Annotated in this window: 22 protein-coding genes and 1 pseudogene; 15 read left to right on the forward strand and 8 right to left on the reverse strand. The window is 66.8% G+C overall.

Annotation, left to right across the window (positions count from 1 at the left end; all coding sequences use genetic code 11):
* Position 1: 1 nt before the first annotated feature.
* Genes ACMUJL_RS15835 through ACMUJL_RS15845 form a run of 3 tightly spaced genes read right to left on the reverse strand, consistent with a single transcriptional unit; the run spans position 2 to position 2,968 of the window.
* The gene (locus ACMUJL_RS15835; RefSeq protein ID WP_068290332.1) at positions 2-1,327 is read right to left on the reverse strand and encodes a TRAP transporter large permease; all 1,326 of its coding nucleotides are present in this window, start codon (positions 1,325-1,327) and stop codon (positions 2-4) included.
* A gap of 19 nt (positions 1,328-1,346) precedes the next feature.
* Entirely contained in the window at positions 1,347-1,877 is a 531-nt protein-coding gene (locus ACMUJL_RS15840; protein ID WP_068290330.1) for a TRAP transporter small permease subunit, read from the reverse strand.
* A gap of 2 nt (positions 1,878-1,879) precedes the next feature.
* Positions 1,880-2,968 carry a TRAP transporter substrate-binding protein gene (locus tag ACMUJL_RS15845; protein ID WP_068290329.1) on the reverse strand — a complete coding sequence of 363 codons (1,089 nt, stop codon included), beginning with the start codon at positions 2,966-2,968 and terminating at the stop codon, positions 1,880-1,882.
* Between the two features lie 320 nt (positions 2,969-3,288).
* Between ACMUJL_RS15845 and ACMUJL_RS15850 the strand changes: the two genes are divergently transcribed.
* Together ACMUJL_RS15850 and ACMUJL_RS15855 are read left to right on the forward strand one after the other, a co-directional pair.
* Entirely contained in the window at positions 3,289-4,569 is a 1,281-nt protein-coding gene (locus ACMUJL_RS15850) for a metallophosphoesterase family protein (RefSeq protein WP_416914341.1), read from the forward strand.
* The gene (locus ACMUJL_RS15855) at positions 4,569-7,997 is read left to right on the forward strand and encodes an AAA family ATPase (protein ID WP_375572907.1); all 3,429 of its coding nucleotides are present in this window, start codon (positions 4,569-4,571) and stop codon (positions 7,995-7,997) included. Before ACMUJL_RS15850 ends, ACMUJL_RS15855 begins: the two co-directional genes overlap by 1 nt.
* Before the next feature lie 75 nt (positions 7,998-8,072).
* Here the strand turns inward: ACMUJL_RS15855 and ACMUJL_RS15860 are convergent, their stop codons facing one another.
* Positions 8,073-9,128: a flavin monoamine oxidase family protein gene (locus ACMUJL_RS15860; RefSeq protein ID WP_375572905.1), complete on the reverse strand. Its 1,056-nt coding sequence runs from the start codon at positions 9,126-9,128 to the stop codon at positions 8,073-8,075.
* A 135-nt stretch (positions 9,129-9,263) separates the two neighbouring features.
* On the opposite strand from ACMUJL_RS15860, the gene phnC reads away from it, so the two are divergent.
* The 5 genes from phnC to ACMUJL_RS15885 all read left to right on the forward strand — a co-directional run bounded on the left by phnC (position 9,264) and on the right by ACMUJL_RS15885 (position 14,003).
* Positions 9,264-10,094 carry a phosphonate ABC transporter ATP-binding protein gene (gene phnC, locus ACMUJL_RS15865; RefSeq protein WP_068290326.1) on the forward strand — a complete coding sequence of 277 codons (831 nt, stop codon included), beginning with the start codon at positions 9,264-9,266 and terminating at the stop codon, positions 10,092-10,094.
* 65 nt (positions 10,095-10,159) lie between these two features.
* Positions 10,160-11,062 carry a phosphonate ABC transporter substrate-binding protein gene (phnD, locus tag ACMUJL_RS15870; protein ID WP_068290325.1) on the forward strand — a complete coding sequence of 301 codons (903 nt, stop codon included), beginning with the start codon at positions 10,160-10,162 and terminating at the stop codon, positions 11,060-11,062.
* A 65-nt stretch (positions 11,063-11,127) separates the two neighbouring features.
* Complete coding sequence (gene phnE / locus ACMUJL_RS15875) at positions 11,128-11,994, forward strand: phosphonate ABC transporter, permease protein PhnE (RefSeq protein WP_416914342.1); 867 nt, start codon at positions 11,128-11,130, stop codon at positions 11,992-11,994.
* 2 nt (positions 11,995-11,996) lie between these two features.
* Positions 11,997-13,340: a phosphonate ABC transporter, permease protein PhnE gene (gene phnE, locus ACMUJL_RS15880; RefSeq protein ID WP_375572900.1), complete on the forward strand. Its 1,344-nt coding sequence runs from the start codon at positions 11,997-11,999 to the stop codon at positions 13,338-13,340.
* A 45-nt stretch (positions 13,341-13,385) separates the two neighbouring features.
* Positions 13,386-14,003: a chloramphenicol acetyltransferase gene (locus ACMUJL_RS15885; protein WP_068290317.1), complete on the forward strand. Its 618-nt coding sequence runs from the start codon at positions 13,386-13,388 to the stop codon at positions 14,001-14,003.
* Positions 14,004-14,009: 6 nt separating this feature from the next.
* Here the strand turns inward: ACMUJL_RS15885 and ACMUJL_RS15890 are convergent, their stop codons facing one another.
* Together ACMUJL_RS15890 and phnF are read right to left on the reverse strand one after the other, a co-directional pair.
* Positions 14,010-15,194 (reverse strand): alpha-D-ribose 1-methylphosphonate 5-triphosphate diphosphatase, encoded by a 1,185-nt coding sequence (locus tag ACMUJL_RS15890; protein ID WP_375572898.1) that lies wholly within the window; start codon positions 15,192-15,194, stop codon positions 14,010-14,012.
* Positions 15,195-15,257: 63 nt separating this feature from the next.
* A complete protein-coding gene (gene phnF, locus ACMUJL_RS15895; RefSeq protein ID WP_068290315.1) occupies positions 15,258-15,971 on the reverse strand; it encodes a phosphonate metabolism transcriptional regulator PhnF in 714 nt (237 codons plus the stop codon).
* 141 nt (positions 15,972-16,112) lie between these two features.
* On the opposite strand from phnF, the gene phnG reads away from it, so the two are divergent.
* The 7 genes from phnG to phnN are packed head-to-tail and all read left to right on the forward strand — an operon-like array spanning position 16,113 to position 21,115.
* On the forward strand, positions 16,113-16,544 hold the full coding sequence (phnG, locus tag ACMUJL_RS15900) for a phosphonate C-P lyase system protein PhnG (protein ID WP_375572895.1): 432 nt from the start codon (positions 16,113-16,115) through the stop codon (positions 16,542-16,544).
* Entirely contained in the window at positions 16,544-17,128 is a 585-nt protein-coding gene (gene phnH / locus ACMUJL_RS15905; protein WP_068290311.1) for a phosphonate C-P lyase system protein PhnH, read from the forward strand. The genes phnG and phnH overlap by 1 nt, the downstream gene beginning before the upstream one ends.
* Entirely contained in the window at positions 17,128-18,216 is a 1,089-nt protein-coding gene (locus tag ACMUJL_RS15910; RefSeq protein ID WP_375572893.1) for a carbon-phosphorus lyase complex subunit PhnI, read from the forward strand. Before phnH ends, ACMUJL_RS15910 begins: the two co-directional genes overlap by 1 nt.
* Positions 18,213-19,082, forward strand: coding sequence for an alpha-D-ribose 1-methylphosphonate 5-phosphate C-P-lyase PhnJ (locus ACMUJL_RS15915; RefSeq protein WP_375572891.1), 870 nt, complete (start codon positions 18,213-18,215; stop codon positions 19,080-19,082). The genes ACMUJL_RS15910 and ACMUJL_RS15915 overlap by 4 nt, the downstream gene beginning before the upstream one ends.
* Entirely contained in the window at positions 19,079-19,849 is a 771-nt protein-coding gene (gene phnK / locus ACMUJL_RS15920; protein WP_375572889.1) for a phosphonate C-P lyase system protein PhnK, read from the forward strand. The genes ACMUJL_RS15915 and phnK overlap by 4 nt, the downstream gene beginning before the upstream one ends.
* A 13-nt stretch (positions 19,850-19,862) precedes the next feature.
* Complete coding sequence (phnL, locus tag ACMUJL_RS15925) at positions 19,863-20,546, forward strand: phosphonate C-P lyase system protein PhnL (protein ID WP_375572887.1); 684 nt, start codon at positions 19,863-19,865, stop codon at positions 20,544-20,546.
* Positions 20,543-21,115, forward strand: a complete 573-nt coding sequence (gene phnN, locus ACMUJL_RS15930) for a phosphonate metabolism protein/1,5-bisphosphokinase (PRPP-forming) PhnN (RefSeq protein WP_416914343.1) — start codon at positions 20,543-20,545, stop codon at positions 21,113-21,115. The genes phnL and phnN overlap by 4 nt, the downstream gene beginning before the upstream one ends.
* Here phnN and ACMUJL_RS15935 read toward each other — a convergent pair.
* Positions 21,064-21,783 carry a DUF1045 domain-containing protein gene (locus ACMUJL_RS15935; RefSeq protein ID WP_375572883.1) on the reverse strand — a complete coding sequence of 240 codons (720 nt, stop codon included), beginning with the start codon at positions 21,781-21,783 and terminating at the stop codon, positions 21,064-21,066. The two genes, phnN and ACMUJL_RS15935, sit on opposite strands and share 52 nt — an antisense overlap.
* Positions 21,784-21,850: 67 nt before the next feature.
* Between ACMUJL_RS15935 and ACMUJL_RS15940 the strand changes: the two are divergent.
* A pseudogene (locus ACMUJL_RS15940) lies at positions 21,851-22,990 on the forward strand (alpha-D-ribose 1-methylphosphonate 5-triphosphate diphosphatase); the annotation flags it as partial.
* Positions 22,991-23,062: 72 nt separating this feature from the next.
* Here ACMUJL_RS15940 and ACMUJL_RS15945 read toward each other — a convergent pair.
* Positions 23,063-26,875: a translocation/assembly module TamB domain-containing protein gene (locus tag ACMUJL_RS15945; RefSeq protein WP_375572881.1), complete on the reverse strand. Its 3,813-nt coding sequence runs from the start codon at positions 26,873-26,875 to the stop codon at positions 23,063-23,065.
* Positions 26,876-26,906: the final 31 nt, after the last annotated feature.

A 26,906-nucleotide genomic window follows, 5' to 3' on the forward strand; every position in this document is an offset into this window, starting at 1 on the left:
GTCACCATCCGATTGCCTGGGGCAGCCAAAGGGCAAGCCCGGGGAAGAGAAAGACGAGCGCCAGAGCAATCGCCTGCAGACCGATGAATGGCACTGCACCCTTGTAAATGTCCAGAGTGCTTACCTCGGGCGGGGCCACGCCCTTGAGGAAGAACAGCGACCAGCCGAAGGGCGGGGTCAGGAAGGATGTCTGCAGGTTCAGACAGATCAGGATGCCCAGCCAGACCAGATCGACGCCATTGGCGATGAAGAAGGGCAGGAACAGCGGCAGGGCGATATACGTGATCTCGATCCATTCCAGGAAGAAGCCCAGCACGAAGACCAGCAGCAGCATGAACAGAAGCGCCCCGTTCACGCCGCCGGGCACCCAGTCGAACATCAGTTGCACAAGATGTTCGCCCCCGAGGCCACGAAAGGCCAGGCCGAAGACCTGCGCGCAAATGAGGATGAAGAAGACCATCGACGAGATCAGCAGCGTCGCGCGCGCCACCTGTTTCAGCAGATCGAATGTCAGGCGGCCCGACAGCGCCACGAAGACCAGCGCGCCGATGGCCCCCATCGATGCGGCCTCGGTGGGGGCGGCAAGGCCGCCGATGATCGAACCAAGGACCGCGATCACCAGACCGATCGGCGGGCCCACGACCAAGGCCACCTTCCTGGCCAGTTCTGCCCCGCTCATGGCGTCGCGTTCCGCCTGCGGGATCGGCGGCATCAGGCCGGGTTTCCATGCGGCCAGCACCAGGATCGCCACGATATAGACGGCGGCCAGAGTCAGGCCGGGGATCATGGCGGCAGCGAACATCGTGCCCACGGATTCGCCCAGGATCTCGGACAGCAGGATCAGAACAAGGCTGGGCGGGATGATCTGCCCCAGCGTTCCGCTGGCGCAGATCATGCCGGTCGCCAGCGATTTCGGATAGCCCCGGCGCAGCAGCGTGGGCAGGGTCAGCAGGCCCAGCGTCACGATGGTGGCCCCGACGATCCCCGTCGCAGCCCCCAGCAGGACGCCCACAAGAATGATCGCCACGCCCATGCCGCCCGCGACCTTGCCGAAGACATGGCCGATGATGTCGATCAGTTCTTCGGCCAGGCGGGATTTTTCCAGCATCACGCCCATAAAGACGAACAGCGGGATCGCCATGAAGGTATAGTTCGTCACCACGCCATAGATGCGTGCTGGCAGCAGGTTGAACAGCATCGGGCCAAAACCCGCATAGCCGAAAACCAGCCCGGATACGGCAATGGCGATGCCGACGGGGATACCCACGATCAGCAGCACGAAGAAGGCGGCGATCATGCCGATCGCCAGAAGATCGTTCGGAGACATCTTGGTTCTTTCCTGAAATTCAGTGTCCCGCAGGCCCGCTGTCACGGGCCGGGTTGGGCAGGCCGAAGCCGTGACGCAGCGCATGGGCCAGACCTTGCAGGGCAAGCAGCGCAAAACCCAGCGGGATCAGCGACTTGAGGGCCCAGCGATAGGGCAGGCCGCCCGGATTGGGCGAGGATTCAGCGCGCAGCCATGATTGCTGCACCCATGGAAGCGACAGCCAGACGGCATAGATCGCGAAAGCCATCAGCGCGAGGCCGCCGACCACTTCGATCACACGGCACAGCCATGCGGGAAAGCGTTCGAACAGCACGTCGACGCGGACCTGTTCGCCGCAATAGAGCGCATAGGACATGCCGAAAAGCGCGATGGGCGAGATCAGGTGCCATTGCAGTTCCTGCAACCAGACGGCCCCGGTGCGCAGGAAGTAGCGGACGAATACATCGCCCGCCACCATCAGCACCAGCGCCACGCAGGTCCAGGCCGCGATCCAGCCGAACAGCCGGACCGCGCCCTCGATCACGTTCACGAAGCGTGACAGCGTGCCCATCCTCAGACCTTGAGGATCGACTTGTGCCACGGGCCTTCGCTGACGCCGGCCCAGCGGTCGTGGTTCGCCTTGAAGGCCATGTAGCTGTCATGCACTTCCTTGACCAATGGGTCTGCGGCGGCGCGGGTGGCCAGCGTGTCGGCGGTTGCGGTGCGCAGCGCCTCGACAACGGCTTCGGGCAGGACGGCGGCCGTGACGCCGAAATTGTCCACCAGATCCGACAGCGCCTCGCCGTTGACGGCCTCGGACCAGGTCATGCTTTCAAGGCATGCGGCCATGCAGGCGGTTTTCACGATCTGCTGCAGATCGGCGGGCAGGCTGTCCCATGCGGCCTTGGAGATCAGCAGCTCGCCCGTGGTGGACGGCTCGTGCCAGCCGGTGGTGTGATAGAACTTGGCGGCATTCTGCAGGCCGAGGCGACGGTCCTGATAGGGGCCGACGAATTCGGCGGCATCAATGACGCCACGCTCCAGCGCGGGGAAGATCTCGCCGCCCGGCAGGACGCGGGCATCGACGCCAAGGCTGGCATAGACCTGTCCGGCCAGACCGGGGATACGCATGCGCAGGCCCTGAAGCTGGCTGATGTCCTCGATCGGTTCGCGGAACCAGCCGGTCATCTGCACGCCGGTGTTGTTCATCGGGAAGGCGACAAGGCCGAAGGGTTCGTAGACCTTGTGCCACAGTTCCAGACCGCCGCCATGATAGAGCCAGGCCATGTGACCGGCAAAGCTCATGCCGAAGGGAACGGTGGTGAAATACTGCGCGGCGAAGGTGGTGCCCGACCAGAAATAGCTGTTCGAGGCGTTCATCTCGATCACGCCCTGCTGCACGGCGTCGAAGCCCTCGAAGGCGGGGATCAGTTCGCCCGCGGCGAAATGCTGGATCGTCAGGCGACCGCCCGACATGGTGGCGATCTTTTCGATGATGTCGGTGGGGCTGCCGGGGCCCACGGTATAGAAGGGCGAGCCGGGCCCGTAGGAGTTTGTCATCTTCCAGGTGAAGCTGTCCTGCGCCCGCGCCACGCGGGGGGCGGCGATCGGGGCTGCGACGGCGGCAGCGGCGGTGGCCGTCAGAAATTTGCGACGTTCCATGATGTGACCTCTCTGTCTGGTCCGCACCTTGCTTGGATGGTGCGGTCCGAGTTCTGGTTGGTCTCCTCCGTGTCGGACAGCTAGGCCGGGCTGGAACGGAGGAGGAGGGGCAGGGGGTCAGTGAATGGATCCGGATCAACTGAATGTATACAATTTCCGCTTAAAGACGTTTGAAAGAATACAAATTGGGCAGCATTTGAAGCGCGCCGATTTGGCTTTCGCCGCAATTGGGGGAATCGCCCCCGCGGACCGCACCGGTTTGGATTTGACAACCCTGGGTCATGGCGACAGGCTGGCGGTCCCGACATTCCCCTTTTCAGATGGACCTGCGCGTGCCCTACCGTTTCGTTCACACGGCTGACCTCCATCTCGATTCGCCGCTCAAGTCTCTGGCGCTGCGCGATCCGGCGCTGGCCGAGGTCATCGGTCAGGCCAGCCGCGCCGTATTCGAGCGGATCATCACGCTGTGCCTTGACGAACAGGTCGATGCCTTGCTGATCGCGGGCGATCTTTACGACGGGGCACAAACCTCGATGAAGACGGCGCGTTTTCTGGCGCAGCAATTGAGGCGGCTGGATGAGGCCGGGATCGAGACCTTCATCATCCGGGGCAACCATGATGCCGAGGCGCGGATCACCGGACAATTGGTGCTGCCGCCGTCAGTTACCGTTTTCGGGGCGAGGGCGGGGCTGGAGCGGCGTGACAAGGGCGATCTGCATCTGGCCATACACGGCATCAGCTTTGCGCGGCCCCATGCGCCCGAAAGCCTGCTGGAACGGTTCAAGGCACCGGTGCCGGGCGCGGTCAATATCGGGATGATGCACACAAGCCTTGATGGGTCGCCGGGGCATGACCCCTATGCGCCCTGCCGTCTGTCCGATCTTCAGGCCAGCGGGTTCGATTACTGGGCGCTGGGCCATATTCATGCCCGCGCACATCACCCAGGCGCGGTTCATGTCGTCATGCCGGGCATTCCGCAGGGCCGCGACATCGGCGAGGCCGGGGCGAAATCCGTGACGCTGGTCACGGTGGCGGATGATGGCAGTCTGACCGTGGAAGAGCGCAGCACCGCGCTGGCCCGTTTCGCGCGGCTGGATGTGGAACTGGACGATGCGATGGATTGGCCGGGGATCGTTGCGGCGCTTGGCTCTGCGCTGCGCGCGGCGCGCCGCGCCCATGCCGAGGATCATCTGGTCCTGCGTCCGGTTTTGACGGGGCGGACCGGGCTTTTGTGGCGGCTCAGACGTGATCTGGGGCTGCTGCTGGAAGAGGCGCGGCTGACCGGCGAGGCGATCGGCACGCTCTGGATTGACGGGATTTCTGTCGAATGCACCGATGTGCCGCGCGCCGATACCGCTGGCCCGCTGGCGGAACTGGGGCGTGCGGTCGCTGCGATGACGACACCGCCTGCAAGCCTGCCCGGCCCCGTCCTGACCGAGGCGGATGCCCTGATCGACACTTTGCTCAAGGCCTTGCCAAAGGATTTGCGGTCCCTGCTGGGCGATGATCCCGCGGCGCAGAACGCGGCGCGCGATGCGCTTTTGCGCGAGGGCGCGGCCGAGGTCCTGTCGCATCTGCAGGGGTTGGAGGACGGTGCCTGATGCGCCTGCGCCGGCTTGATCTGACCCGCTACGGCAAATTCACCGACCGCAGCATCGATTTCGGGGCGCGGCCCGCTGAGGGTCTGGATTTCCATATCATCTACGGGCCGAACGAGGCCGGAAAATCCACGACGATGCAGGGCTGGCTTGACCTGCTATACGGCATTCCCGCGCAAAGCCGGATGGATTTCCTGCATCCTTACGGCGCGATGCGGCTGGGGGCCTGCATCGAGGCGGGCGGGGATCGGCACGAGGTGATCCGCACAAAGGGGCGCACCGGCACGCTGACGGACCCTGCGGGCAACGCGATCCCCGAGGCGATGCTGCAGGGGATCCTTGGGGGGATCGACCGCGCGGGCTACGAGGCGATGTTCAGCCTTGATGACGATACGCTGGAAAAGGGCGGGGAAAGCATCCTGTCCAGTCAGGGCGACCTGGGCCAGATGCTGTTCACAGCCTCCAGCGGGCTGGCCGAAATGGGACAGGCGCTGGATGATCTGCGCGCCCGTGCGCAGGGCTTCTTTCGTCCGACGGGGCGCAGCGGCGGGCTTGCCGATCTGAAAAAGGAACTGGCCGCGCTGGACCAGGCGATCCAGGACAAGGACATGGGTGCGCGTGAATACGCAACGCTCGCGCAAGAGCGCGACAGGGCGCAGGAGGCATGGTCCGGTGCGGATGCCGCGCAGGCGCTGACGCTGCGACGGCTGCATGAGGTTGAACGCCTGCTGGCAGCCTTGCCGCTGGTGATGCGGCTGAAACGGTTCGAGGCGGAACTGGCGGACTTGCCGGTTGTCGCCCCCCTGCCCGAGGGGTGGGCGGATGAACTGGCGGACCTGTGGCGCGATCATGGCCAGATCGCTGTCCGGATCGAGGAACAGGAGCGGCAGATCGCGGCGACGCGGGATGAGCTTGCGGCGGCGGTCGATGATCCCGCGATTCTGGCGCAGGCCGATGCGATGGCCGCCATCGAGGCGCTGAAGGCCGATCGCGACGGGGCGCTGCGCGACCTGCCGAACCGGCGCGCCGAGGCGGCAAGCCTGCAGGTGCAGATCGATCATCTTTTGCGGCAGCTTGGACATGTCGATGGCGACCCGGCCGCCTTGCTGCTGCCTGCCCCCCTGGTTGCTGATCTGCGCGCCTTGATGGAACGTCATTCGGGCGTGGCCGCGGCGCTGGACACGGCGCGGGAAGAAACACGCGCCGCCGCGCAACGGCAGGCAGCGCTTGCCGCTGATGCCGGGGGCGACGCGCCGTCCACGCCTGATCTTGCCCTGCTGGAGCAGGTCATCCAGGGTCTGGCGCGCAGCGATCCCGAGGCTGCGTTGGAACGGGCCATGACGGCCCATCGCGCCGCCTGCGACAAGCGCGACGCGGCTTTGGCGCGGCTTGCGCCCTGGCAGGGTGGCGGGGCCGCGCTGGTGGCGCTGACCGTGCCGACGCCGGCCCGGATGCAGGCCTGGCGCCAAGGTCTGTCCGAGGCCCGCCATGCGATCGAGCGTGACCGCGCCGCCATCGTGCAGACCACCGAGGATATCGCCCTGGCCGAGGCCGCCCTGGACGCCGCCGTGGTTCCGGGGGAGGTGACGGTCGCGCAGGCGGCCGAGGTCCGGGCACTGCGCGAAAGGCTCTGGTCGGAACATCGCACCGCCTTGACGCCGGACAGTGCGGATCGGTTCGAAGCGGCGCTGCGGCAGGATGACCAACTGGGCGCCGCCCAGGCCCGCGCAGCGGCCGATGCGCAGCAGCGCGCCCAGGCGCAAAGCCGTCTGGCCTCTCTTAGCGCGACGCTGGCGCGGCAGCAAGCCCGGCATGACGAGGCCCTGCGGGCCGACGCGCAGTTGCGCGCCGACTTGTCCGCCGCCGTGCCGCAGGGGTTGGACCCCGCGATGACGCTTGATGCGCTGGAAGACTGGATGCGCCGCCGCGAGGTGGCGCTTGAGGCGCATGAGGCCGTGCAGGCCGCCGCGCGGGACGAACAGGCGGCAGGGGACAGGGTGCAGACGGCGCAAGCCACGCTTGGGTCGGCGCTGTCCGCCTGCGGTCATGGGGTCGCGGCGGATACGCCCTTGGAGTTGCTGACGCTCCGGGCACGCCTGCTGCTGGACCGGGCCCGCGACCAGGCGGCGCAGGCTGCGGCCAAGGCTGATGCGGCCACCGATCTGGCGCGGCGGCAGGCGGCCGAGGCGCGGGCCGAAGCCGCGATGCAGGCCTGGCAGGCGGAATGGCTTGCCGCCTGTGCCCAGACCGCGTTTGGCGATGCGGGGCCGACCGTCGCCGCGATGGGCGAGGCGCTGGACCTGTTGCAGCAGCTTGACCGGCACTGGACCTTGTTGCGCCAGCTGACGGACAGGATCGCCAAGATGGAAGGCAATTGCGCCGCGTTCGATGCGGCCATGGCCGATCTGGCGCGCGCCTTGGCTCTGCCCGCCGATGACGGGGCCACGCTCTGGCCCGTATTGCGCCAGAGGCTTCAGGCCGCGCGGGAGGGTCAGGCCCAGGCCGGGCGGCTGCGTCAAAGGCTGCAGGAGGCGGCGCAGCTTGCGGATGGCCTGGCGCAGACACAGGCCCGGCATGTCGCGCGGCTCGACGAGATGTGCGCGCATTTCGGCGGCATCGGTGCCGAGGCATTGCAACAGACCGTGGCGCAAGCGCAGCGGCGCGACGACCTGCTGGCGCAGCGAGACCACCTGGCGCGCGACATCTGCGAGACGATGGGCACCGATCAGCTTGACCAGGCGGTGTCCGCGCTTGACGGTCTGGAGCGTCCGGCGCTGGCGGCTGAACGGGACGGGTTGAGTGCGACACAGGCGCAGCAGGCGCAGGCGTTGCAGGCGCTGTACGCAACCCTGTCACAGGCGCAGGCGCGCCTTGATGCCGTCGGCGGCGATGATGCCGTGGCGCGCTTGCAGGCGGCCCGACAGACATTGCTGTTGCAGATCGCGGATGCGGCGCGCGGGTTCTTGCGGCTGCGGCTTGGCGCGATGGCGGTGGATCATGCGTTGCAGGGCTACCGCGACACGCATCGCAGCGCGATGATGCGGCGCGCCTCGGAGGCGTTCCGCACGATCACGCGGGGCGAATACAGCGGTCTTGCCGCTCAGCCCGAGGCCGAGCGCGAGGTGCTGGTGGCGATCGGCGCGGAGGGCGGATCGAAGCTGGCGCGCGATCTGTCAAAGGGAACGCGGTTCCAGCTCTACCTTGCACTGCGCGTGGCGGGCTATCACGAAATTGCCGGGGCCAGAACGACGGTGCCCTTCATTGCCGATGACATCATGGAAACCTTCGACGACGATCGTGCGGCCGAGACGTTTTCCTTGCTGGCCGACATGGCCGGTATCGGCCAGGTCATCTACCTGACCCATCACCGCCATCTGTGCGACATCGCCCGGCAGGTCTGTCCCGCGTTGCGCATCCATGCGCTGGGCTGATCCCGTGGCCATGGATATTTAGAGCAAGAAGAAGCAGGGCGCGGCCGAGGTGCCGCCGGTGACATTGCGAAGCCGTCAGTGCCGGGACAGGATCGCCTCTGCCGTGGTCTGGCCGGCATCCAGCGCGCCCTCGATCAGGCCGGGGCTGCGGGTGGATGTCTCGGAGACGCCCAGGTGCAGGCGACCGTCCAGATGGGGCTGGCGCAGGATCGTGGGGGGCAGGTCCGGATGGGCGCCGTTGTGATCGGCCGGCGTGCAGATCAGCGGATCGCGCGCCCAGTCCTGGATCGTGATGTCGCGGGGCTGGCCTGCTTCCGGGCCAAGGCAGCGGGCCAGTTGCGCGCGGATTGCGGCCTTCAGCAGGGCGGGATCGCGTGCGGCGGGCGGCAGGCCGATGAAGCCGAAGAGCGCGGCCTGCCCCCGGGTGCTGCTGTGGTCATGCACCTCGGTCAGGGGGCCGATGCGGCTGGCGATCCGGCCTGACAGGTACATGTCCCGCCAGAACGGGCGATCATAGAGCATGACGGCCTTGGCTTGCCCGGCCATCCATGTCGGTGTGGCGCGCATGGCCTGCAGCAGGGCGGCGGGGGCATCGGACATGGCGATATCGGCCGCGGCGATGCGCAGCGGTGTGGCCAGGACCACGCGACCGGCGCTGATCTGCTTGCCTTTGGCATCGGTCAGGATCAGCCCGTCGATCGCGCTATCGATCCGGGTGATGCGGCGGTTCAGTTGCAGGGCGGCCCCCGGCAAGGCGGCGGCCATGGCCTGTACCATCGCGTCGGGTCCACCCTGGATCCGTACCATGCCGTCCTGGCCGGGCAGGGGCGCGCGGACAGGGGCAGGGTGATAGCCTTCGATCACGGCGTCACCCTCGTTGGCCTGTGCAAAGGTGGCGAGGTCCAGCCGGTCGAGCCACCGGGCCACCACGGGTTGGTGCGGGGGCCAGACCCATGTCGGACCCAGATCGGCCAGTGCCTTGCCATCCGTGTCGCGCAGCGACCGGATGCGCCCGCCTATGCGATCCGCCGCCTCGATCACCGTGACGTCCAGGCCCTGTGCATGCAGCAGATGCGCGCAGGTCAGCCCGGCAAGGCCCGCGCCGATGATGGCGATGTCGGTGGTCTGCATGCAGGATCGGCCCTTCCGCGGCGCGCGGCATGTCGGGCCGCATCTTCGCCCTCCTTTACAAAAATTTCACATGATCGCAACAAATCGGTCGCGCAGCCGTCCTATTCGGGTCCCCGTACCGCAAGGGGGACTGACATGTTTGCCGTCAAGAAGCTGACCAAGCGTTTCGGCGCGAATACGGCCTGCGATAACGTGAGCTTTTCGGTATCCGAGCCGAAGATGATCGGGATCATCGGTCGTTCCGGGGCCGGCAAGTCCACGCTGCTGCGCATGCTGAACCGTCTGACCGATGCGACGTCGGGCGAGGTGCTTTACCAGGATCGCGACATCCTGACCCTGAAAGGCGCCCAGAAGCGCGCCTGGCAGTCGGACTGCGCGATGATCTTTCAGCAGTTCAATCTTGTCCCGCGCATGGATGTGGTCAGCAACGTCCTGCACGGCACGCTGAACCGCCGCTCGACCCTGGCGACCCTGTTCAATCTTTATCCGTCCTCCGACATCGAGCAGGCGATTGCCATTCTCGATCGTCTGGGCATTGCCGATCATGCGCCCAAGCGCGCCGAGGCCCTGTCGGGCGGCCAGCAGCAGCGCGTGGCGATTGCCCGCGCCCTCATGCAGGATCCGCAGATCATTCTGGCGGATGAACCCATCGCCAGCCTTGACCCGATGAATGCCCAGGTCGTCATGGAGGCGCTGCGCCGCATCCACGAGGAAGATGGCCGCATGGTCATCGCCAACCTGCACACGCTGGATACCGCGCGGCGCTATTGCGACCGTGTGATCGGCATGCGCGATGGGCGCGTCGTTTTCGACGGCACGCCCGAGCAACTGACGACGGGCGTTGCCCGCGACATCTATGGCGCCGACGCCAGCTTCAGCGAAGAGGCCACCAGCACCAGCATCGAGGCGCTGGAGCGCAGCGAAGCCGCTGCCCGTGCCATTCGCGAGGCCGAGGCCGCCGTCTGACATCCGAAACCTGAAACCCGCCCCCGTCGCAATCGCGTGGGGGTTTTTGCAAACCGGAGAGACCCATGAAGAAAATCATCGCAGCCATCGTGGCCACCACCGCCCTGGTCAGCCCTGCCATCGCACAGGACCAGATCACCGAATTCCGCATCGGCATCCTGGGCGGCGAGAACGCACAGGACCGCATGACCTCGAACGAGTGCTTCCGCGCCAAGACCGAGGCCCTGCTGGGCGTTCCCACCAAGCTGTTCACGCCCGCCGATTACGACGGTGTGATCCAGGGCCTGCTGGGCGGCACGATCGACCTGGCGTGGCTGGGCGCCTCGGCCTATGCCAAGACCTACCTGACCGATCCCGAAGCAGTCGAGCCTGTGCTGGTCAAGGTCAATGTGGACGGCTCTTACGGCTATCACTCGATCGGTTTCGCCCGCGCCGACAGCGGCATCACCTCGCTTGAGGATCTGAAGGGCAAGGTCTTTGCCTTCGGTGATCCGAACTCGACCAGCGGTTACCTGATCCCGTCGATCGAAATCCCCGAGGCGACCGGCGCCAGCATGGAATCGGGCGACTATTTCGGTGAGGTCCGTTTCGTGGGCGGTCACGAGCAGACCATCGTTGCCGTGGCCAATGGCGATGTGGACGGCGGCGTGACCTGGGCCGATGGCCTGGGCGCATGGGAAGACGGCTACAATTCGGGCGCGTTGCGCAAGGCGTCGGATGCGGGTCTGGTCGACATGAACGACCTGGTCCAGATCTGGAAGTCCAAGCCGATCCCGGAAGGTCCGGTCGTGCTGCGCACCGCCCTGCCCGAGCGCGTGAAGCTGGACATGATCGGCCTGATGGCCTCCATGCCCTATATGGACAAGGAATGCGCCTACAACTTCATGGCCGGCGAAGCGCTGGGCATGATGCCGATCAACCATGACGCCTACCTGTCGATCATCGAGGCACGCAAGTCCAAGATGTGATCGCACGAACGTGACCGACCGGGCCCTGACACGGGGCCCGGTTTCTTTTTGCCGGGGGTAGACGAATGGCAGATGCGATAACCGCAACGGGCATGACCACGCAGCGCGTCCAGGACAGCTACATGCAGATGGTGCGCCGCAAGCGGATGTATGGCGGCATCATGATGGCGCTGTTCGTGGCGCTGATGGTGTCGGGCTTCATGCTGGCCGACAGCCGCAATGCCGGCGGGTTCTGGTCCGGCATCGGCAATATCTTCCAGTTCCCGTCCGAGGTTCTGGCCGAGGCGGGCGAGAAGATCGCGCTGCTGCCCGGCCTGATGGTGAAATTCCTGCCCTCGCTGATCGAGACGATCAACATCGCCGCCGCCTCGACCCTGCTGGGGGCCTTGGCGGCCATCGTGCTGTCGCTGCTGTCGACACGCGGGCTGGCCTTGTGGCCCGCGATGATCCCGGTGTTCCGGCGCCTGATGGACATTATGCGCGCCATCCCCGAAATCGTGATCGCGCTGGTGCTGATCTTCATCATGGGGGCAGGCCCGGTGCCTGCGATGATCGCGATCGCGATCCACACCGCGGGCGCACTGGGCAAGCTGTTTTCCGAAGTGAACGAGAATGCCAGCCTCAAGCCCGTCGAAGGGCTGCAATCGGTGGGCGCGCGCTGGTCGCAGCGCATGGTGCTGGGCGTGATCCCGCAGGTTGCGCCCAACTACCTGAGTTATGGCCTGCTGCGCTTCGAGATCAATATCCGCGCCTCGGCCATCCTGGGTTTCGTGGGGTCGGGCGGTATCGGCTATGACCTCAAGAACGCCTTCAGCTGGGGGCAGGGCCGCTATGACGAGGTGGCGGCGATCTTTCTGCTGCTGTTCGGCACGATCGTCTTCTTCGATCAGCTGTCGGGCCATTATCGCAACAAGCTGGTGGGAAGGGTCTGACCATGGCGATGCTTGACGCAACGATGCCGCGCGAGGCGGCGGCACTGGCCCTGTTCCGGCGCAAACGGCTGATCGCGATGGCGGTGCCTGCGGTGATCCTGGCCTATTTCGTCTATATCTTCTTTGCCTTCGACCTTCCCGGCCTCGCGGATCGCGCCCGGATGGACAATGCCAAGATCCTTGTGGCCGACAGCTACAGCTACAAGACCCATGTCACGCGGGACAATCGCAATGGCGGCATCAGCATCGCCATCGAGGGCGAGGCCAAGGGCGCCTATGCGCCGGGCACGGCCCCCGACTGGGTGCAGCTGACCGGCGAGGATGCCGCGATCATCACCCTGCCGCGCGACCACCGGGTCGAGATCGCGGGGGATGTGACGCGCGTGATCGTGCCGGGTTACGGCGAGATCGTGTTGCAGCCCACCGCGCGCGGGGTGGATATGGACCTGCCCACGCCGGATGTGCCGGACTGGATCAACGCGGCCTCGAACCGGGTGATGATCACGACGGATGCGGGACGCATCAGCATGACCCGCGCCCGGACCGAAGTGTTTCGCTATTCCTTCGGCTGGGAGCTGTTCTGGTTCACGCTGGACAGCCCTTTCCATGGCAAGTCGCTGGGCGAGCTGGCCGGTCTTGCCCTGTCATCCGAGCGGGTGGTGCCCGAGCGGTCGAATGCTGGCGCGATGGTGCATGACGTCTGGAACAACCAGATGTGGCGGCACAAGGATGTGGTCTGGGCGATCTTCGAGACGATCCTGATGGCGTTCCTGGGTACGATGGGGGCGGCGCTGGTCGCATTGCCGCTGGCCTTCATGGCGGCGCGCAACTTCATGTCGCTGGGCACGGTGCGTTTCGCGCTGCGCCGCCTGTTCGATTTCGTGCGCGGCGTGGACGGTCTGATCTGGACGATCATCCTCAGCCGCGCCTTCGGGCCCGGCCCGCTGACCGGGGCGCTGGCGATCCTGATCACGGATACCGGCGGCTTTGGCAAGATGTTCTCGGAGGCGCTGGAAAACGTCGATGAGAAGCAGATCGAGGGCGTGCAATCCACCGGTGCCAAGCCGCTGCAGCGCTACCGCTTCGGGGTGATCCCGCAGATCATGCCGATCCTGGCCAGCCAGGTTCTGTATTACCTGGAAAGCAACACCCGCAGTGCCACCGTGATCGGCGCGATCACCGGAGGCGGCATCGGTCTGCTGTTGACGCAGGCGATCATCACCCAGAAGGATTGGGAAGAGGTCACATATTACATCGTTCTGATCGTGCTGATGGTCATGGTGATGGATACGGTCTCGGGGGCGTTGCGGCGTCGGCTGATCAAGGGCGATGGCAGCGGGCATTGATGTCGGTTCGATGCGTATTCGCGGAACGATGAATGGCGAGGTGTCATGAAGGAACTGAAAGCCGATGCGCCCCTGCTGCATCCCGATTGCGAGATCACGGATGTTGATTTCGGTGGCTGGTGCGAGGTCGGGCGCGGCACGCGGATGGCGCATGTCAGCATGGGCGACTACAGCTATTGCGACCGTTATTGCGACATCGCCAATGCCACGATCGGCAAGTTCGCCAATATCGCCAGCTTCGTGCGGATCGGGGCCACGGATCATCCGCTTGATCGCGCCTCCTTGCATCATTTCATGTATCGCAGCGCTGCTTACTGGCCGGATGCGCAGGATGATGCGGAGTGGTTCGAGAAGCGGCGTGCGCGGCGGGTGGTGATCGGGCATGACACCTGGATCGGGCATAACGCCCAGATCAAGCCCGAGGTCACGGTCGGGCATGGGGCGGTCGTTGCCTCGGGCGCGGTCGTCACGCGCGATGTGCCGGACTATGCCATCGTGGCGGGCGTCCCGGCCAGGGTGATCCGCATGCGCCTGCCCGAGGATCTGGCCGCGCGGCTGATCGCCCTGGGCTGGTGGGATTGGGACCATGCGCGCCTGCGCGCGGTATTGGCCGATTTCCGTGCCCTTCCTGTTGCGGATTTCCTTGCGCGATACGAGGGCTAGGCCCCCTTATTCGGCGGCCAGGGTCAATCCCGCCTTGCCGCCCAGAAAGCGGCGTGCAGCCTCGCCCGTCAGATGGGTCAGCCGTCCCGCGACAAGCGTCGCCTCGACCTGGCGGGTGGTGGCATTGACCACGCAAAGATCCGCACGCTTGCCGTAATCGATCACGCCACGGTCCGAAAGATGCATGATTTCCGCCGGGCGGGTCGAGATCATGGCCCAGGCCGCCGGCCAGTCCATGACGCCGTCATCGACCAGCCGGAAGGCCGCGCGTGACAGCGCGGGGTAGTAGTAATCCGAGACCAGCGCATCGCAGAGGCCCCGGCGGATCAGGTCGACCGCCGCGATATTGCCCGATTGGGACCCGCCACGCACCACGTTGGGCGCGCCCATCAACACGGGATCGTTCACCGCGCGCGCCAGGGCCGCAGCCGATCGCGCTGTCGGAAATTCGCAGATCCGCGCGCCGATCATCGAAAAACGCTCGCGCGTCTCGCCATCGGGATCGTCATGGCTGCCGTAATGCACGCCCAGCGTATCGAAGGCCTCGGCAAGACGGCAGAGATAGCGCGGGACCTGCGACGACTGCTTGCGGGTCGCCTCGACCAGGGCCATCTGCGCCTCGGGCGTGCGGCCTGATTTTGCGGCCCAGAGCGCCAGTTCGACCGGACGCGCCTGTGCAAGGCTCACGGCCTCGTCCAGATGGTTGTTGAACACCACGTAGTCGACGCCGAAGCGGCGCACGGCGGCCAGAAGCCGGTCCGCCGTGTCCACGGTATGCGTCTCGACCCGCAGTTGCAGGCGCAGGTCCGTCATCATCTGCGGGCGCAGCGCGGCCAGGGCCTCCATCATGTCTTCGGCCATGTCGGGGCTGCGATGCCCGCCTTCCCAGGACCAGCTTTGCGCCAGCCACGCGGTGGTCACGCCATTGGCCGCCGCGTCGCGATCAGTGGCATGCAAGCCGGTCTCGATCGGGAACGGGGCAGAGGGGCGCGGCGCGATATGCCGTTCGAACGCGTCGCCATGCAGATCGATGATACCGGGCAGCACAAGGTAGCCGGTCAGGTCCACCTCGGGCAGGGGGCCCTTCGAGATCACGCCGCCTTCGATGGCGACGGAACGATCCTGCATCATGCCGTCGCGCAGGACGGTCGCGCCGACAAGGCGCAAAGGCGGGTGGAATTGGAGTGACATCATCGGTTCCCTGACTGGCTGGAGCTGTGGATAACCGACAATCGTATCTGTTCTGTGACGGTCTCAGCCGTCAGGGGACATGATCAAGGTGACGTGATCGCCGACAAAGACGGTCCGGCCGAATTCGACGGGCCGACCGTCCGCATCATGGTTGATGCTGACGCTGTGCAGCACGGGATCGCCTTCACGCAGCATCAGGTGGCGCGCCTGCATGGCCGAGGCGCGGCGCGCCGAAAGCCGTGTCACGGCGCGGGTGTAATCGGGCAGGCCGCAGGCGGCCAGCGCCTGCGTGACCGACCCGGTGTGGCGCAGATGATCAGGCAGATCGGGCAGGCTGGTGGCTGGAAACGTGCTGATGAAATGGGCGATGGGCAGACCGTCGGCCAGCGACACCCCCTCGGCGCGGTGGACGCGGGCGCCGGTGGGAAGGGCCAGGGCCTTGGCCTCGTCGGGGTCCGCGTTGCGCGTGTCGATATGCAGAAAGACCCGTTGCGGCAAGCGGCCCGCTGCGGCGAGGTTCTGGTGAAAGCGCACGCGCCGGCCCAGCGGGTATTCGGTGGGTGGGCGCGAAACGAAAGCCCCCGCACCGCGTCTTGTGGTGACGGTGCCATCCTCGATCAGCCCGGACAGCGCATGGCGCACCGTATGCCGGTTGACACCGAAGCGGCGCGCCAGGGCGGCTTCGGTGGGCAGCTTGTCACCAGGCCGGTACTGGCCGCTGGCGATTTCGCCGCGCAGCGTGTCGGCGATCATGGACCAGAGCGGGGTCGTCGTCATGCAGTGTCACCAAAATTTCATGAAGCCGCGCTTGCGTGGCCTGCCGGTTGGCGGTAAAGAGTTGTATAGTTGTATAGTGGTCTAGACAACTTGGCAAGGTGTCGGTTGACGGGCCACGCAAGCTGGAAAAAGGGGGCGGTGATGGACCGCAGGGAATGGATGGGGCTTTTGGCCCGCGCGCCTGCCGATGCGCTGGATCGGTTGTGGCGCAAGCTGGATCTTGCGCCCGGATACCGCTGGCTGCGCCCGCCGGAAGTGGGTGGCGTGATGGTGCGCGGCCGGATGGGCGGCACGGGGGCTGCGTTCAACCTGGGCGAAATGACGGTGACGCGCTGCGCGCTGGCGCTGGACGGCGGTGCGGTGGGGCATGGCTATGTCCAGGGGCGCGACAAGCGGCAGGCGGAACAGGCCGCGATGGTGGATGCCCTGATGCAGGGCGATCTGGCCGCCCGCGTCAGGGCGGTTCTGCTGGAGCCGCTGGCGGTGCAGGTGCAGGCGGCGCGGGATGCGCGCGCGGCCAAGGCGGCGGCCACGCGGGTTGAATTCTTCACATTGGTGCGGGGGGACGACTGATGGATCAGTCTGTCATGACAGGCGGGTTTTCCGATCCGTCGATCCAGGCGGCATGGGGGTTTCGCGCGGCGATGAACGCCATGGCGCGCCCCGGTGATATTCTTGCCGTGCAGGGTGCCCAGGCACCCGCACCGGTCAGCGAGGCGGCAGCCGTGCTTTTGCTGGTGCTGTGCGATCCCGACACCCCGGTCTGGCTGGCGCCATCGCATGACAGCGATGCCTTGCGCCGCTGGGTCGCCTTTCATACGGGCGCCCCCGTTGTGGCGGCGCGGGGCGAGGCTGCGTTCGCGCTGGGGCGATGGGACAGCCTTGCGCCGCTCGGTGACTACCGCATCGGCACGGCTGAATATCCCGACCGATCCGCGACGCTGATTGTCGAGATGGATGACCTGCGCGCCGAGGGTGCGGTTCTGACAGGTCCGGGCATCAAGGAGGTTGCTGGCCTGAACCTGCCGGATGTGGCGGCCTTTCGCGCCAATCGCGCGCTGTTTCCCTTGGGTCTGGATTTCTTTTTCACCTGTGGCGACCGGTTGGCGGCCTTGCCGCGCAGCACGTGCGTCACCGATCCGGCGGAGGTGTCCTGATGTATGTGGCCGTCAAGGGTGGCGAGCGCGCCATCGAGAATGCACATGCCTGGCTGGCCGAGGAGCGGCGCGGCGATCCGTCCGTGCCCGAGCTGAGCCTGGCGCAGATCCGCGAACAGATGGCGCTGGCCGTGAACCGGGTGATGGCCGAGGGATCGCTTTACGATCCCGATCTGGCGGCGCTGGCGATCAAGCAGGCACGGGGCGATCTGATCGAGGCGATTTTCCTGATCCGCGCCTATCGCACCACATTGCCGCGCTTCGGGGCCTCGGTGCCCGTCGAGACAGCGAACATGCGTTGCGACAGGCGCATCTCGGCCACGTTCAAGGATGCGCCGGGCGGGCAGGTACTGGGGCCGACCTTCGACTACACGCATCGCTTGCTGGATTTCAAACTGGCCGCCGAGGGCGAGGTGCCTGCTGCGGCGAAGGCAGCGGCGCCGCAATCCGGGCCGGTGCCGCATATCACCGATTTTCTGAACCGTGACGGGTTGATACAGGCCGAGGAGCGTCATGATGCAACCCCGCCCGACCTGACCCGCGAACCGCTGGAATTTCCGGCGAACCGCGCGCTGCGGCTGCAATCGCTGACGCGCGGCGACGAGGGCTTCGTGCTGGGCATGGCCTATTCCACGCAGCGCGGCTATGCGCGCAACCATGCGTTCGTGGGCGAGTTGCGCATCGGGCGCGTCCCGGTCGAGATGGAGATCCCCGAGCTGGGTTTCAGCATCGAGATCGGCGAGGTCGAACTGACCGAATGCGAGACCGTCAACCAGTTCGCGGGATCAAAAACGGAACCTGCACAATTCACCCGCGGCTATGGGCTGGTGTTCGGGCAGACCGAACGCAAGGCGATTTCCATGGCGCTGGTCGACCGGGCCCTGCGCTGGCGCGAGTTGGGCGAGGACAATCTTGGCGCGCCCGCGCAGGACGAGGAATTCGTGCTGTCCCATGCCGACAACATCCAGGCGACCGGGTTTCTGGAGCATATCAAGCTGCCCCATTACGTCGATTTCCAGTCCGAGCTGGAACTGGTGCGCCGCTTGCGCGCCGAGGCTGAAGCTGCCGCACAGGAGGCCGCGGAATGACCGATTACAACTTTGCCTACCTCGATGAGCAGACCAAGCGGATGATCCGCCGCGCCATCCTCAAGGCGCTGGCCGTGCCGGGCTACCAGGTGCCTTTTGCCAGCCGCGAAATGCCGATGCCCTATGGCTGGGGCACGGGCGGTGTGCAGGTCAGCGCCGCTTGCCTGGTGCCCGAAGACCGGCTGAAGGTGATCGACCAGGGGGCGGATGATACGACCAACGCCGTGTCGATCCGGCGGTTTTTCGAACAGACCGCCGGTGTCGCCACGACGGGCCGCACGTCAGAGGCGACGCTGATCCAGACGCGCCACCGCATCCCCGAAGAGCCGCTGACGCGTGACCAGATCCTTGTCTACCAGGTGCCGATCCCGGAACCCCTGCGGTTTCTGGAACCGCGCGAGACCGAGACGCGCAAGATGCACGCGCTCGAGGAATACGGGCTGGTCCATGTGAAGCTTTACGAGGATATCGCGCGCCACGGACAGATCGCGACATCCTACGCCTATCCGGTCAAGGTCGAGGGGCGCTATGTCATGGATCCCTCGCCGATCCCCAAGTTCGACAACCCCAAGCTGGAAAGTGAAGCGATCCAGTTGTTCGGCGCGGGCCGCGAGCAGCGCATCCATGCCCTGCCACCCCATTGCCAGGTCGTGAGCCTTGATTTCGAGGATCATCCCTTCGAGGCCAGCAAGGCCGATCATGATTGCGATCTGTGCGGGTCCGGCACCTCTTACCTTGATGAGGTGATCGTGGATGACGCGGGCGGGCGCATGTTCGTCTGTTCCGACACGGATTATTGCGAAACGCGCCGCGGCGCGGGCCATCTGGGGCGGCTGGCCGCCACCCGGCAGGAGGATGCGGCATGACCCCCTTGTTGCAGGTGAAGGGGCTGACCAAGCGCTATGGCGCACGGATCGGCTGCGCGGATGTCAGTTTCGATCTCTATCCCGGCGAGGTGATGGGGATCGTGGGCGAAAGCGGCTCGGGCAAGTCGACGCTGCTGAACTGTCTGGCCGGACATCTTGAGGCGGACAGCGGACATGTGATGTTCGACACCCGCGCCGAGGGGCTGCGCGATGTGCGCGCCATGTCCGAACCCGAACGGCGGATGCTGGCACGCACCGATTGGGCCTTTGTGCATCAGAACCCGCGTGACGGCTTGCGGATGGGTGTCAGTGCGGGCGGCAATGTGGGCGAGCGGCTGATGGCCGTGGGCGCGCGGCATTACGGCGATATCCGCGCACAGGCGCAGGACTGGCTGGGCCGGGTCGAGATCGCGGCCGACCGGATCGACGACCGGCCCACCGCGTTTTCGGGCGGCATGCAGCAACGCCTGCAGATCGCGCGCAACCTGGTGACCGGGCCACGGCTGGTGTTCATGGATGAACCGACGGGCGGGCTGGATGTCAGCGTTCAGGCACGGCTGCTGGATCTGCTGCGCGGCCTCGTGCGCGAGATGGGGCTGAGCGCGGTGATCGTCACGCATGATCTGGCCGTGGTGCGCCTGCTGGCGCACCGGCTGATGGTGATGAAATCGGGCCATGTGGTCGAGGCGGGTCTGACCGATCAGGTGCTGGACGATCCGCAGCATGGCTATACGCAATTGCTGGTCTCCAGCGTCTTGCAGGCCTGAGCGGGGAATGGCGATGATCGAGATTTCGAACCTGTCCAAGAATTTCGTGTTGCACAACCAGGGCGGCGCGGTGATCCCGGTGATGCGCGATGCGGCCCTGTCGGTGGCGCCCGGCGAATGCGTGGGGCTGATCGGTGCCTCGGGTGCGGGCAAGTCCACGCTGATGCGCATGGTCTATGGCAATTACCTGGCCGATCGCGGGGTGATCCGGGTCGGTGACGTGGATGTGGCGCAAGCCGCCCCGCGCGAGGTGCTGGCGCTGCGCCGCGCGACACTGGGCTATGTCAGCCAGTTCCTGCGGGTTGTGCCGCGCGTGCCCACACTGGACGTGGTGGCCGAACCCCTGCTGGCGCTGGGCGTCACGCGCGAGGATGCGCTGGGGCGGGCCCGCGATCTGCTGGGACGGCTGAACATCCCGGAACGGCTGTGGCCGCTGTCTCCGACGACCTTTTCGGGGGGCGAGCAGCAGCGCGTGAACATCGCGCGCGGTTTTGCCCATGGCTATCCCGCCTTGCTGCTGGATGAACCGACAGCCAGCCTTGATGCCGCCAATCGCGAGGTGGTCCTGACCCTGATCGAGGAGGCCAAGGCGCGGGGCGCCGCGATCCTGGGCATCTTTCATGACGAAGCCGCGCGCGACCGTGTCTGTACCCGCGTCGTGGATGTCACGCGCTTCACGCCGGGTCTGGCGGCATGATGGTGCAGCCGCTCACTCCCGGCCGCCTGATCGCGGTGGTCGGCCCCTCGGGCGCGGGCAAGGACACGCTGCTGGCCGGTGCGCTGGCCCGGCGGCCCGGATTGGTCCTGGTGCGGCGGGTCATCACCCGTCCCGAAGAGGCGGGAGGCGAGCCTTTCGAGGGCGTGAGTTTTGTCGAATTCGAAGCCCGCAAGGCGCGTGGCGCCTTTGCGTTGCATTGGGTGGCACACGGGATGTCCTACGGCATACCTGCAGGGATACACGCCCAGATTGCCGCCGGGCAGACCGTGCTTTTCAACGGCTCGCGCGCGATGCTGCCACGGGCGCGGGCGCTCTTTCCCGATCTGTCCGTCATCCTGATCGCCGCGGACCGTGCCGCCTTGCGCAGTCGTCTGGCCGCGCGCGGTCGCGAAACCGGCGATGATCTGGACCGCCGTCTGGCCCGCGCCGATTTCGCCATGCCCGAGGACATGCCCCACGCGCTGGTCGACAACAGCGGCACCATCGAAGAGGGGGTTCAGGCGCTGGTGGCCGTGCTTGACCGTGTTGCCGCTGCGCCAAGGGGATAGCGATGGATCAGATGAAACAGGCCTTCGCCATCCTCGCCCACCAGGCACAGGCTGCCGATCACGAAGGGGCGGGGCAATACCGGATCCAGATGCCCGGTCAGGGCGGCGGCGACCGCCTCTGCCTCGGGGCGGGGCAGGTTGCCGGTCAGGGTGACGTGAAAGCGGAATTCCTCCAGCACGAACGGATATCCCCAGCGCGCCAGAAGCGTCTCTTGCGCGGGGGTCAGTCGCGCCTTGCGGCGGCGTGCCAGCTCGGCCTCGGTCAGAGGCGCGCGGTGCTGATCCAGGGCCGTCACCACCTGCTGCGCCATGGCGTTGAGCGCATCGGTCGGGCCTTCGGGCACAAGGGCCAGGAAACCGCCCAGCCGCGCCAGCGACAGCCCCTGCAGCGTGACGGGCTCCAGCCGGGCGCACAAGGCGGCCACGTCGGCCATCAGCCCCGCCGGGGGGCGGCTCTCGGCCAGCCTGAAGGGCGGCTTGATCGTGGCATGCAGCCCGTATTTGCGGGGGGTGGCCGTGATCTCGTCCAGCGGGCGAGGCAGGCCCGCAACCTGCGGGTGATCGATGGTGCGACCCACCTGCGCATCCCAGCCCAGCCATTGCGCGCCAAAACGCGCCAGCGCGCCATCGGGCATCACGTAGATCGCATATCTTTGAAATCGGGTCATGGGTCGGACTTGCACCAGTTTTGTCACAATGCGGTGACACAAGCCCTGATACAGCACCCGGCAGGAGCATGAAATGACTGAAACCATCCTGAACAACGCGGTTCTGGTGCTGCCCGACGGCACGCTGCAGGGACACCTGGTGATCCGCGACGGGCTGATCGCCGACATGGGGGCAGGCCGCGTGCAAGGCGGCGAGGATTGCGAAGGCGATCTGCTGATCCCTGGCCTGATCGAGCTGCATACCGACAACCTGGAACGCCATATCCAGCCGCGCCCCGGCGTGGACTGGCCCCATGCGGCGGCGATCATCGCCCATGATGCGGAACTGGCCAGCGTGGGCATCACCACGGTGTTCGACGCGATGCGCGTCGGCTCCATTCCTTCGGGGATCGGGCGCTACAAGGCCTATGCGCGGGGGCTGTCACGGGAATTGCTGGAACTGCGGACGCAAGGCGCGCTCAGGATCAGCCATTTCCTGCATCTGCGCGCCGAGGTCTGTTCTGAGACCCTGATCGAAGAGATGGCCCTCTTCGGTCCCGAGGACCGCGTGGGCATCGTCAGCCTGATGGATCACACGCCGGGCCAGCGGCAGTTTCGCGACATCGACAAGCTGCGCGCCTATGTGATGGGCAAGAACAACATCACCGAGGCGCAATTCGTCGAACATGTCGCCCGGTTGCGCGAGATGCGCGGCCGGTTCGGCGAGGCGCATGAGGCGGCGGCTGTGGCCGAGGCGCGCCGCTATGGCGCGGTGCTGGCCAGCCATGACGACACCACGGCCGACCATGTGGCGGTGTCGGCGGGCCATGGCATCCGGCTGGCGGAATTTCCCACCACCCCCGAGGCCGCCGCGGCCTGCCGCGCCCATGGCATCGCGATCATGATGGGTGCGCCCAACCTGATCCGGGGCGGGTCGCATTCGGGCAATGTGGCCGCGGCCGAGCTGGCGGGGATGGATCTGCTGGATATCGTGTCCTCCGACTACGTGCCCGCCTCGCTGCTGACCTCGGCCCTGAGGCTCGGCGAGATCTGGGGCGATCTGGCGCGCGGGATCGCCACGGTCACGGCAGCCCCCGCGCAGGCAGCGGGGCTGAGCGACCGGGGACGCATCGCGCCGGGGCTGCGCGCCGATCTTGTCCGGCTGCGGCCTGTCGCGGGCAGTGCCGTGGTGCGCGGGGTCTGGTCGGCGGGGCGGCGCGCGGCCTGAGGGTCATCCGCAGGCCCTGTTTCTTCTTGCCTCAAATATCCGATCGCAACAGTGCGGCCCGTGCTGCGCCGATCAGTAATCGCGCTCGATATAGACGCCGATGCCGGTGCCGCCATCCGATCCCAGGCGGCCCCGGACGGTGATCGAGGGGCTGACGTTCAGGTTCAGGTTGATCTCGGTTTCGCCGGCCGTGTTCACCGTCACGTCCGTATAGATGTTCTCCGAGATATACTTGCCCACCCGCGCCTCGGTCTGGCCGTCCTCGGTCGTGCTCAGGTCCAGGTCGTCCACGCCGATCGCGCCGCGCAGCCCTTCGCTCAACCCGTTGCTCTTGCCAGACAGGGTGCGGATCGCGCCGGCCAGCTGCACCGCCTGCAGGGCCGAGATCTCGGTGATCCCGCGGCCGAACAGAAGCAGCGCAAGGATTTCGTCCTGGGGCAATTCCGGGCTTGAGGTCAGGGTCAGTTCGGGCTGAGAGGCGACGCCTTCCAGCCCGATGCGGATCGCGCTGCCCTGCGCCTCGGTCTCGGCGATGAAGCGCAGGTAGGGATCGAAGGCCCCTTGCAGCCGCACCAGGCCTTCGGTCAGGTCCAGGCGCTTGCCCAGGATGTTCAGCCGTCCGCGCACCAGTTCGAACTGTCCCTGGGGCACCAGGGCGGCTGTCGTGCCGGTCAGCCGCAGGCGTCCGCCCAATTCGGCATCAAGGCCCCGGCCCCGCACGAAGATCCGCGAGGGCGCGTCGATGATCATGTCGATCGGAAAGGCGACCGATAGGCCGCTGGCGGCTGCCGGATCGGCGATCAGCCCGGCCCAGATCCGTGTCTGGCGGACGGCGGGGCTGTCGCCGCGATGTTGCAGCTCGGGCAGGTTGGCAAAGCTCGGTCCCAGGGACTCCGGGATCCGCAGTTCGACCGTGTCCAGTGCGATGCGCCCGCCGATCTGTGCGCCGCCGGTCAGGGGGCCGCGCAGGGTGATCTGCCCGTCGGCTGTTGCTTCGTAAAGCTTGCGCTGGCTGAAGACCGCGCGGCTCAGATCCAGCGTCAGATCGGCCGGAAAGGGCGCGCTCAGCGTGATCGGCCCCGCCACCGAGATCCGACCGCCCGATGACAGCGCCGCGGCGGCATCGAGCTGGGCGCGCCCCGCCGACAGGCGCACCGTGGCCCCGAGGTCGGACAGGGCCAGCCCTGCGCCGGGCAGCACGATCCGCGCGCCCTGCGTGCTGAGAACACCCGAGACCGAGGACAGCGCAGGCGGGCCATTGACCGCCAGGTCATAGGACAGCAGGCCCGAGACGGAATTGGGCCTGAGCTGGTTGTTGGCCAGCGACAGGGGGGCGCTGCCGCGCAGCGTCAGGTTGATCCGCTGCCCGTCGGGGGCCACGGTGCCTGCCGCCGCGGCGGTGATCCCGCCCGGACCGGTCGCGGAGGTGTCGATCTGCCAGTCGCCGCCCGTGCTTTGGACCGTGCCGCGTGCCGTGGCCTGCCCGGAGACTTCGGGCGCGATCAGCCCGATGTCGCGGATGAAGGCGTCAAAGCGCAACCGGCTATCATTGGCCGAGACGCGTCCGGTCACGTCGGTCATGCCCTGGGGTGTGCGCAGCTCGACCTTGTCGAGGATGGTCATGCCCTCGGGGGTCTGGCGGATATCGAAGGCCAGGCTGCTGGCACCGCGCAGGATCGCATCGGCATTGGCCTGGCCCATGGCAAGGTTCGTGCCGTTCACCTGGCCGCTGACGGTGCCGCTGCGCCCCAGCACGTCACCCGAGGCGTCAAGGCTGATCTGCATGGCACCCGACAACGGACGGCCGGCCAGTTGGGCCCAGGGGCGCAGGTCGCCGAAGGCGGCGCTGAGCTGTCCCTCGGCCAGAAGCCTGTCGATCCCGTCGCCGGTGACGGAACCGGTCAACCTTGCGGTCGTCTCGCCAGGTGCGGTGGCATCCAGCGTGATCTGCCAGGTTTCGGCCTGCTGGCGCGCATCCAGCACAAGGCTGGCCGGGCCGCTTATCCCCTCGAGGATCAGCCCCGCATCCAGAAGCTGCGCGGTCAGATCCACCGTGCTGCCGCCGGAGGACAGTGCCGCGCGCCCGCGCAGGTCCGTGCCTGTGGTCACGATCTCGAACAGATCGACGCGGGTTCCCGCCGTATCGCGGCTGGCCCGCAGGGCGATCCGGCTGGCGCCGGTGATCAAGGGGTCGACGCGGGGCTGGCCGATGACCAGATCCTGCGCCTGCCCGGACAGGTCGATGTTGAAACCGCCGGTCAGGGGCAGGACCTGCCCGCTGAGGGCAAGATCGGCGCCGCCAGCCAGCGGCTGGCCTGCCAGCCCCGCAAAGCGCGACAGGTCTGCCGTGACCAGACGCAGGTCGAAGGCGGCGTTCAGATCGCCCAGTTCGGCGGACGAGCCTGCGTCGATTTCGGCGCTGCCCCGCAGGTTGGTATCGGCCAGGGTCAGCGACAGGCGCGGGATCATGACTGGCCCCTGCGCAGACCAGTCGAAGGCCAGCGCCCCCGCCACATCGCCGCCAAGGGCATCGGCCATGGCGGCATCGGCCAGCGTCAGGCCTTCGGTATCGAAACGGAACTGCCCGGTCGCCCGGCCGATGGCGTCCTCGGTGCCGCCGCGCAGGATCAGGCCTTCGCCGGTCAGGGCGGCGCGCGGGGCGGTCAGGTCGGGACGATCCAGCCCGTCGATGTCCAGCCGCAGGGTCCAGTTGTCTCCGGTCGCGGCATCGAAGGTCAGGTCCAGATCGGTGCGGTCCACCCGCGTCTGCGGGCCGGGCAGCGGCAGAAGGACGGCTCGACCGTCGGGGGCCACGATCTGCCCTGTCAGCGCCAGCCGCTCGGGCCAGCCGTCGGCAGAAAGCGCGGCCTCGCCCGACAGGCGGATCGCCTCGGCGGTCAGGTCCAGCCCCTCGAGCAGCATCCGGCCATCGGGTGTCCGGGTCGCGGTCACGATCAGCTGGATGTCGGGGCCGAAAAAGGCGCGGTAATCGGGGGCAAAGACGGGGGCGATATCACCGCCGATCCTTGTCACCACGCGGCGTGTGATCAGTTCGGCCGGGGGCGTGTCGCTCCGGGTTTCAGGCGCGCCCTCTGGCAGGGGCGCCGGTTCGCGCAGCGTCTGCAGGATCACCTGTCCCGCCAGCCTGTCCTGACCATCGGTGGCCAGGCTCAGGTCTGCCGCGAAATCGTCGATCGGGGCGTCGCCCGCCACGGCCAGCCGCACCGATGGTGTGCCGGGCAACCCCAGCAAGGTCGCGGCGATGCCGCCCGCTTCCTCTTCGACGCCCAGATCCAGCGTCAGTTGGCGGCTTACGTTCGCATAGGCGCCCGATAGCCGCACCTGTCCTTGCGGACCATCGATCCGCGCGATCAGCAGATCTGCCGCGCCCTCGCCCCCGCCAAGGTTGGCGGCACCTTCGAGGTTGATCTCGACAGGTTGCCCGATAAAGCCTTCGCCAAGGCTGACGCGGGCTGCGGCGATCCGGCCGATCTGCACCGCGACGGGCAGTTCGGGCAGGCTGAAGCCCGATGACGCCTCGGCGGTTGGCAGGCCGGGATCGGGGACGGGCGGGCGGATCAGGTCGATCCGGGCCACGGTCAATTCGTTCACATCGATACGGCCGCGCAGCAGGGCGGCGCGGTTCCAGTCCAGCACGATATCGGACAGGCGCAACCAGACCCCCTCGCCATCGGCGATGGTCAGTTCCGCAATGCTGGCCCGCGCGCTCAGCGCCCCTTCAAAACCGGTGATCCGCACATCGCGCCCCAGACCGGACAGGTTGTCTTCCAGCAACCCTTGCAGGTAGCCGCGATCCTGATCGGGTGTTTGCGCTGTGGCAGGCAGGGCCAGGCCATGCACCAGCCATAGCGGAAGAAGGACCATGAGCCGCAAGAGGAATTGTCGAACCATGCGC

It is taken from the genome of Seohaeicola sp. (assembly GCF_048006315.1).
GTDB lineage: Bacteria > Pseudomonadota > Alphaproteobacteria > Rhodobacterales > Rhodobacteraceae > Seohaeicola.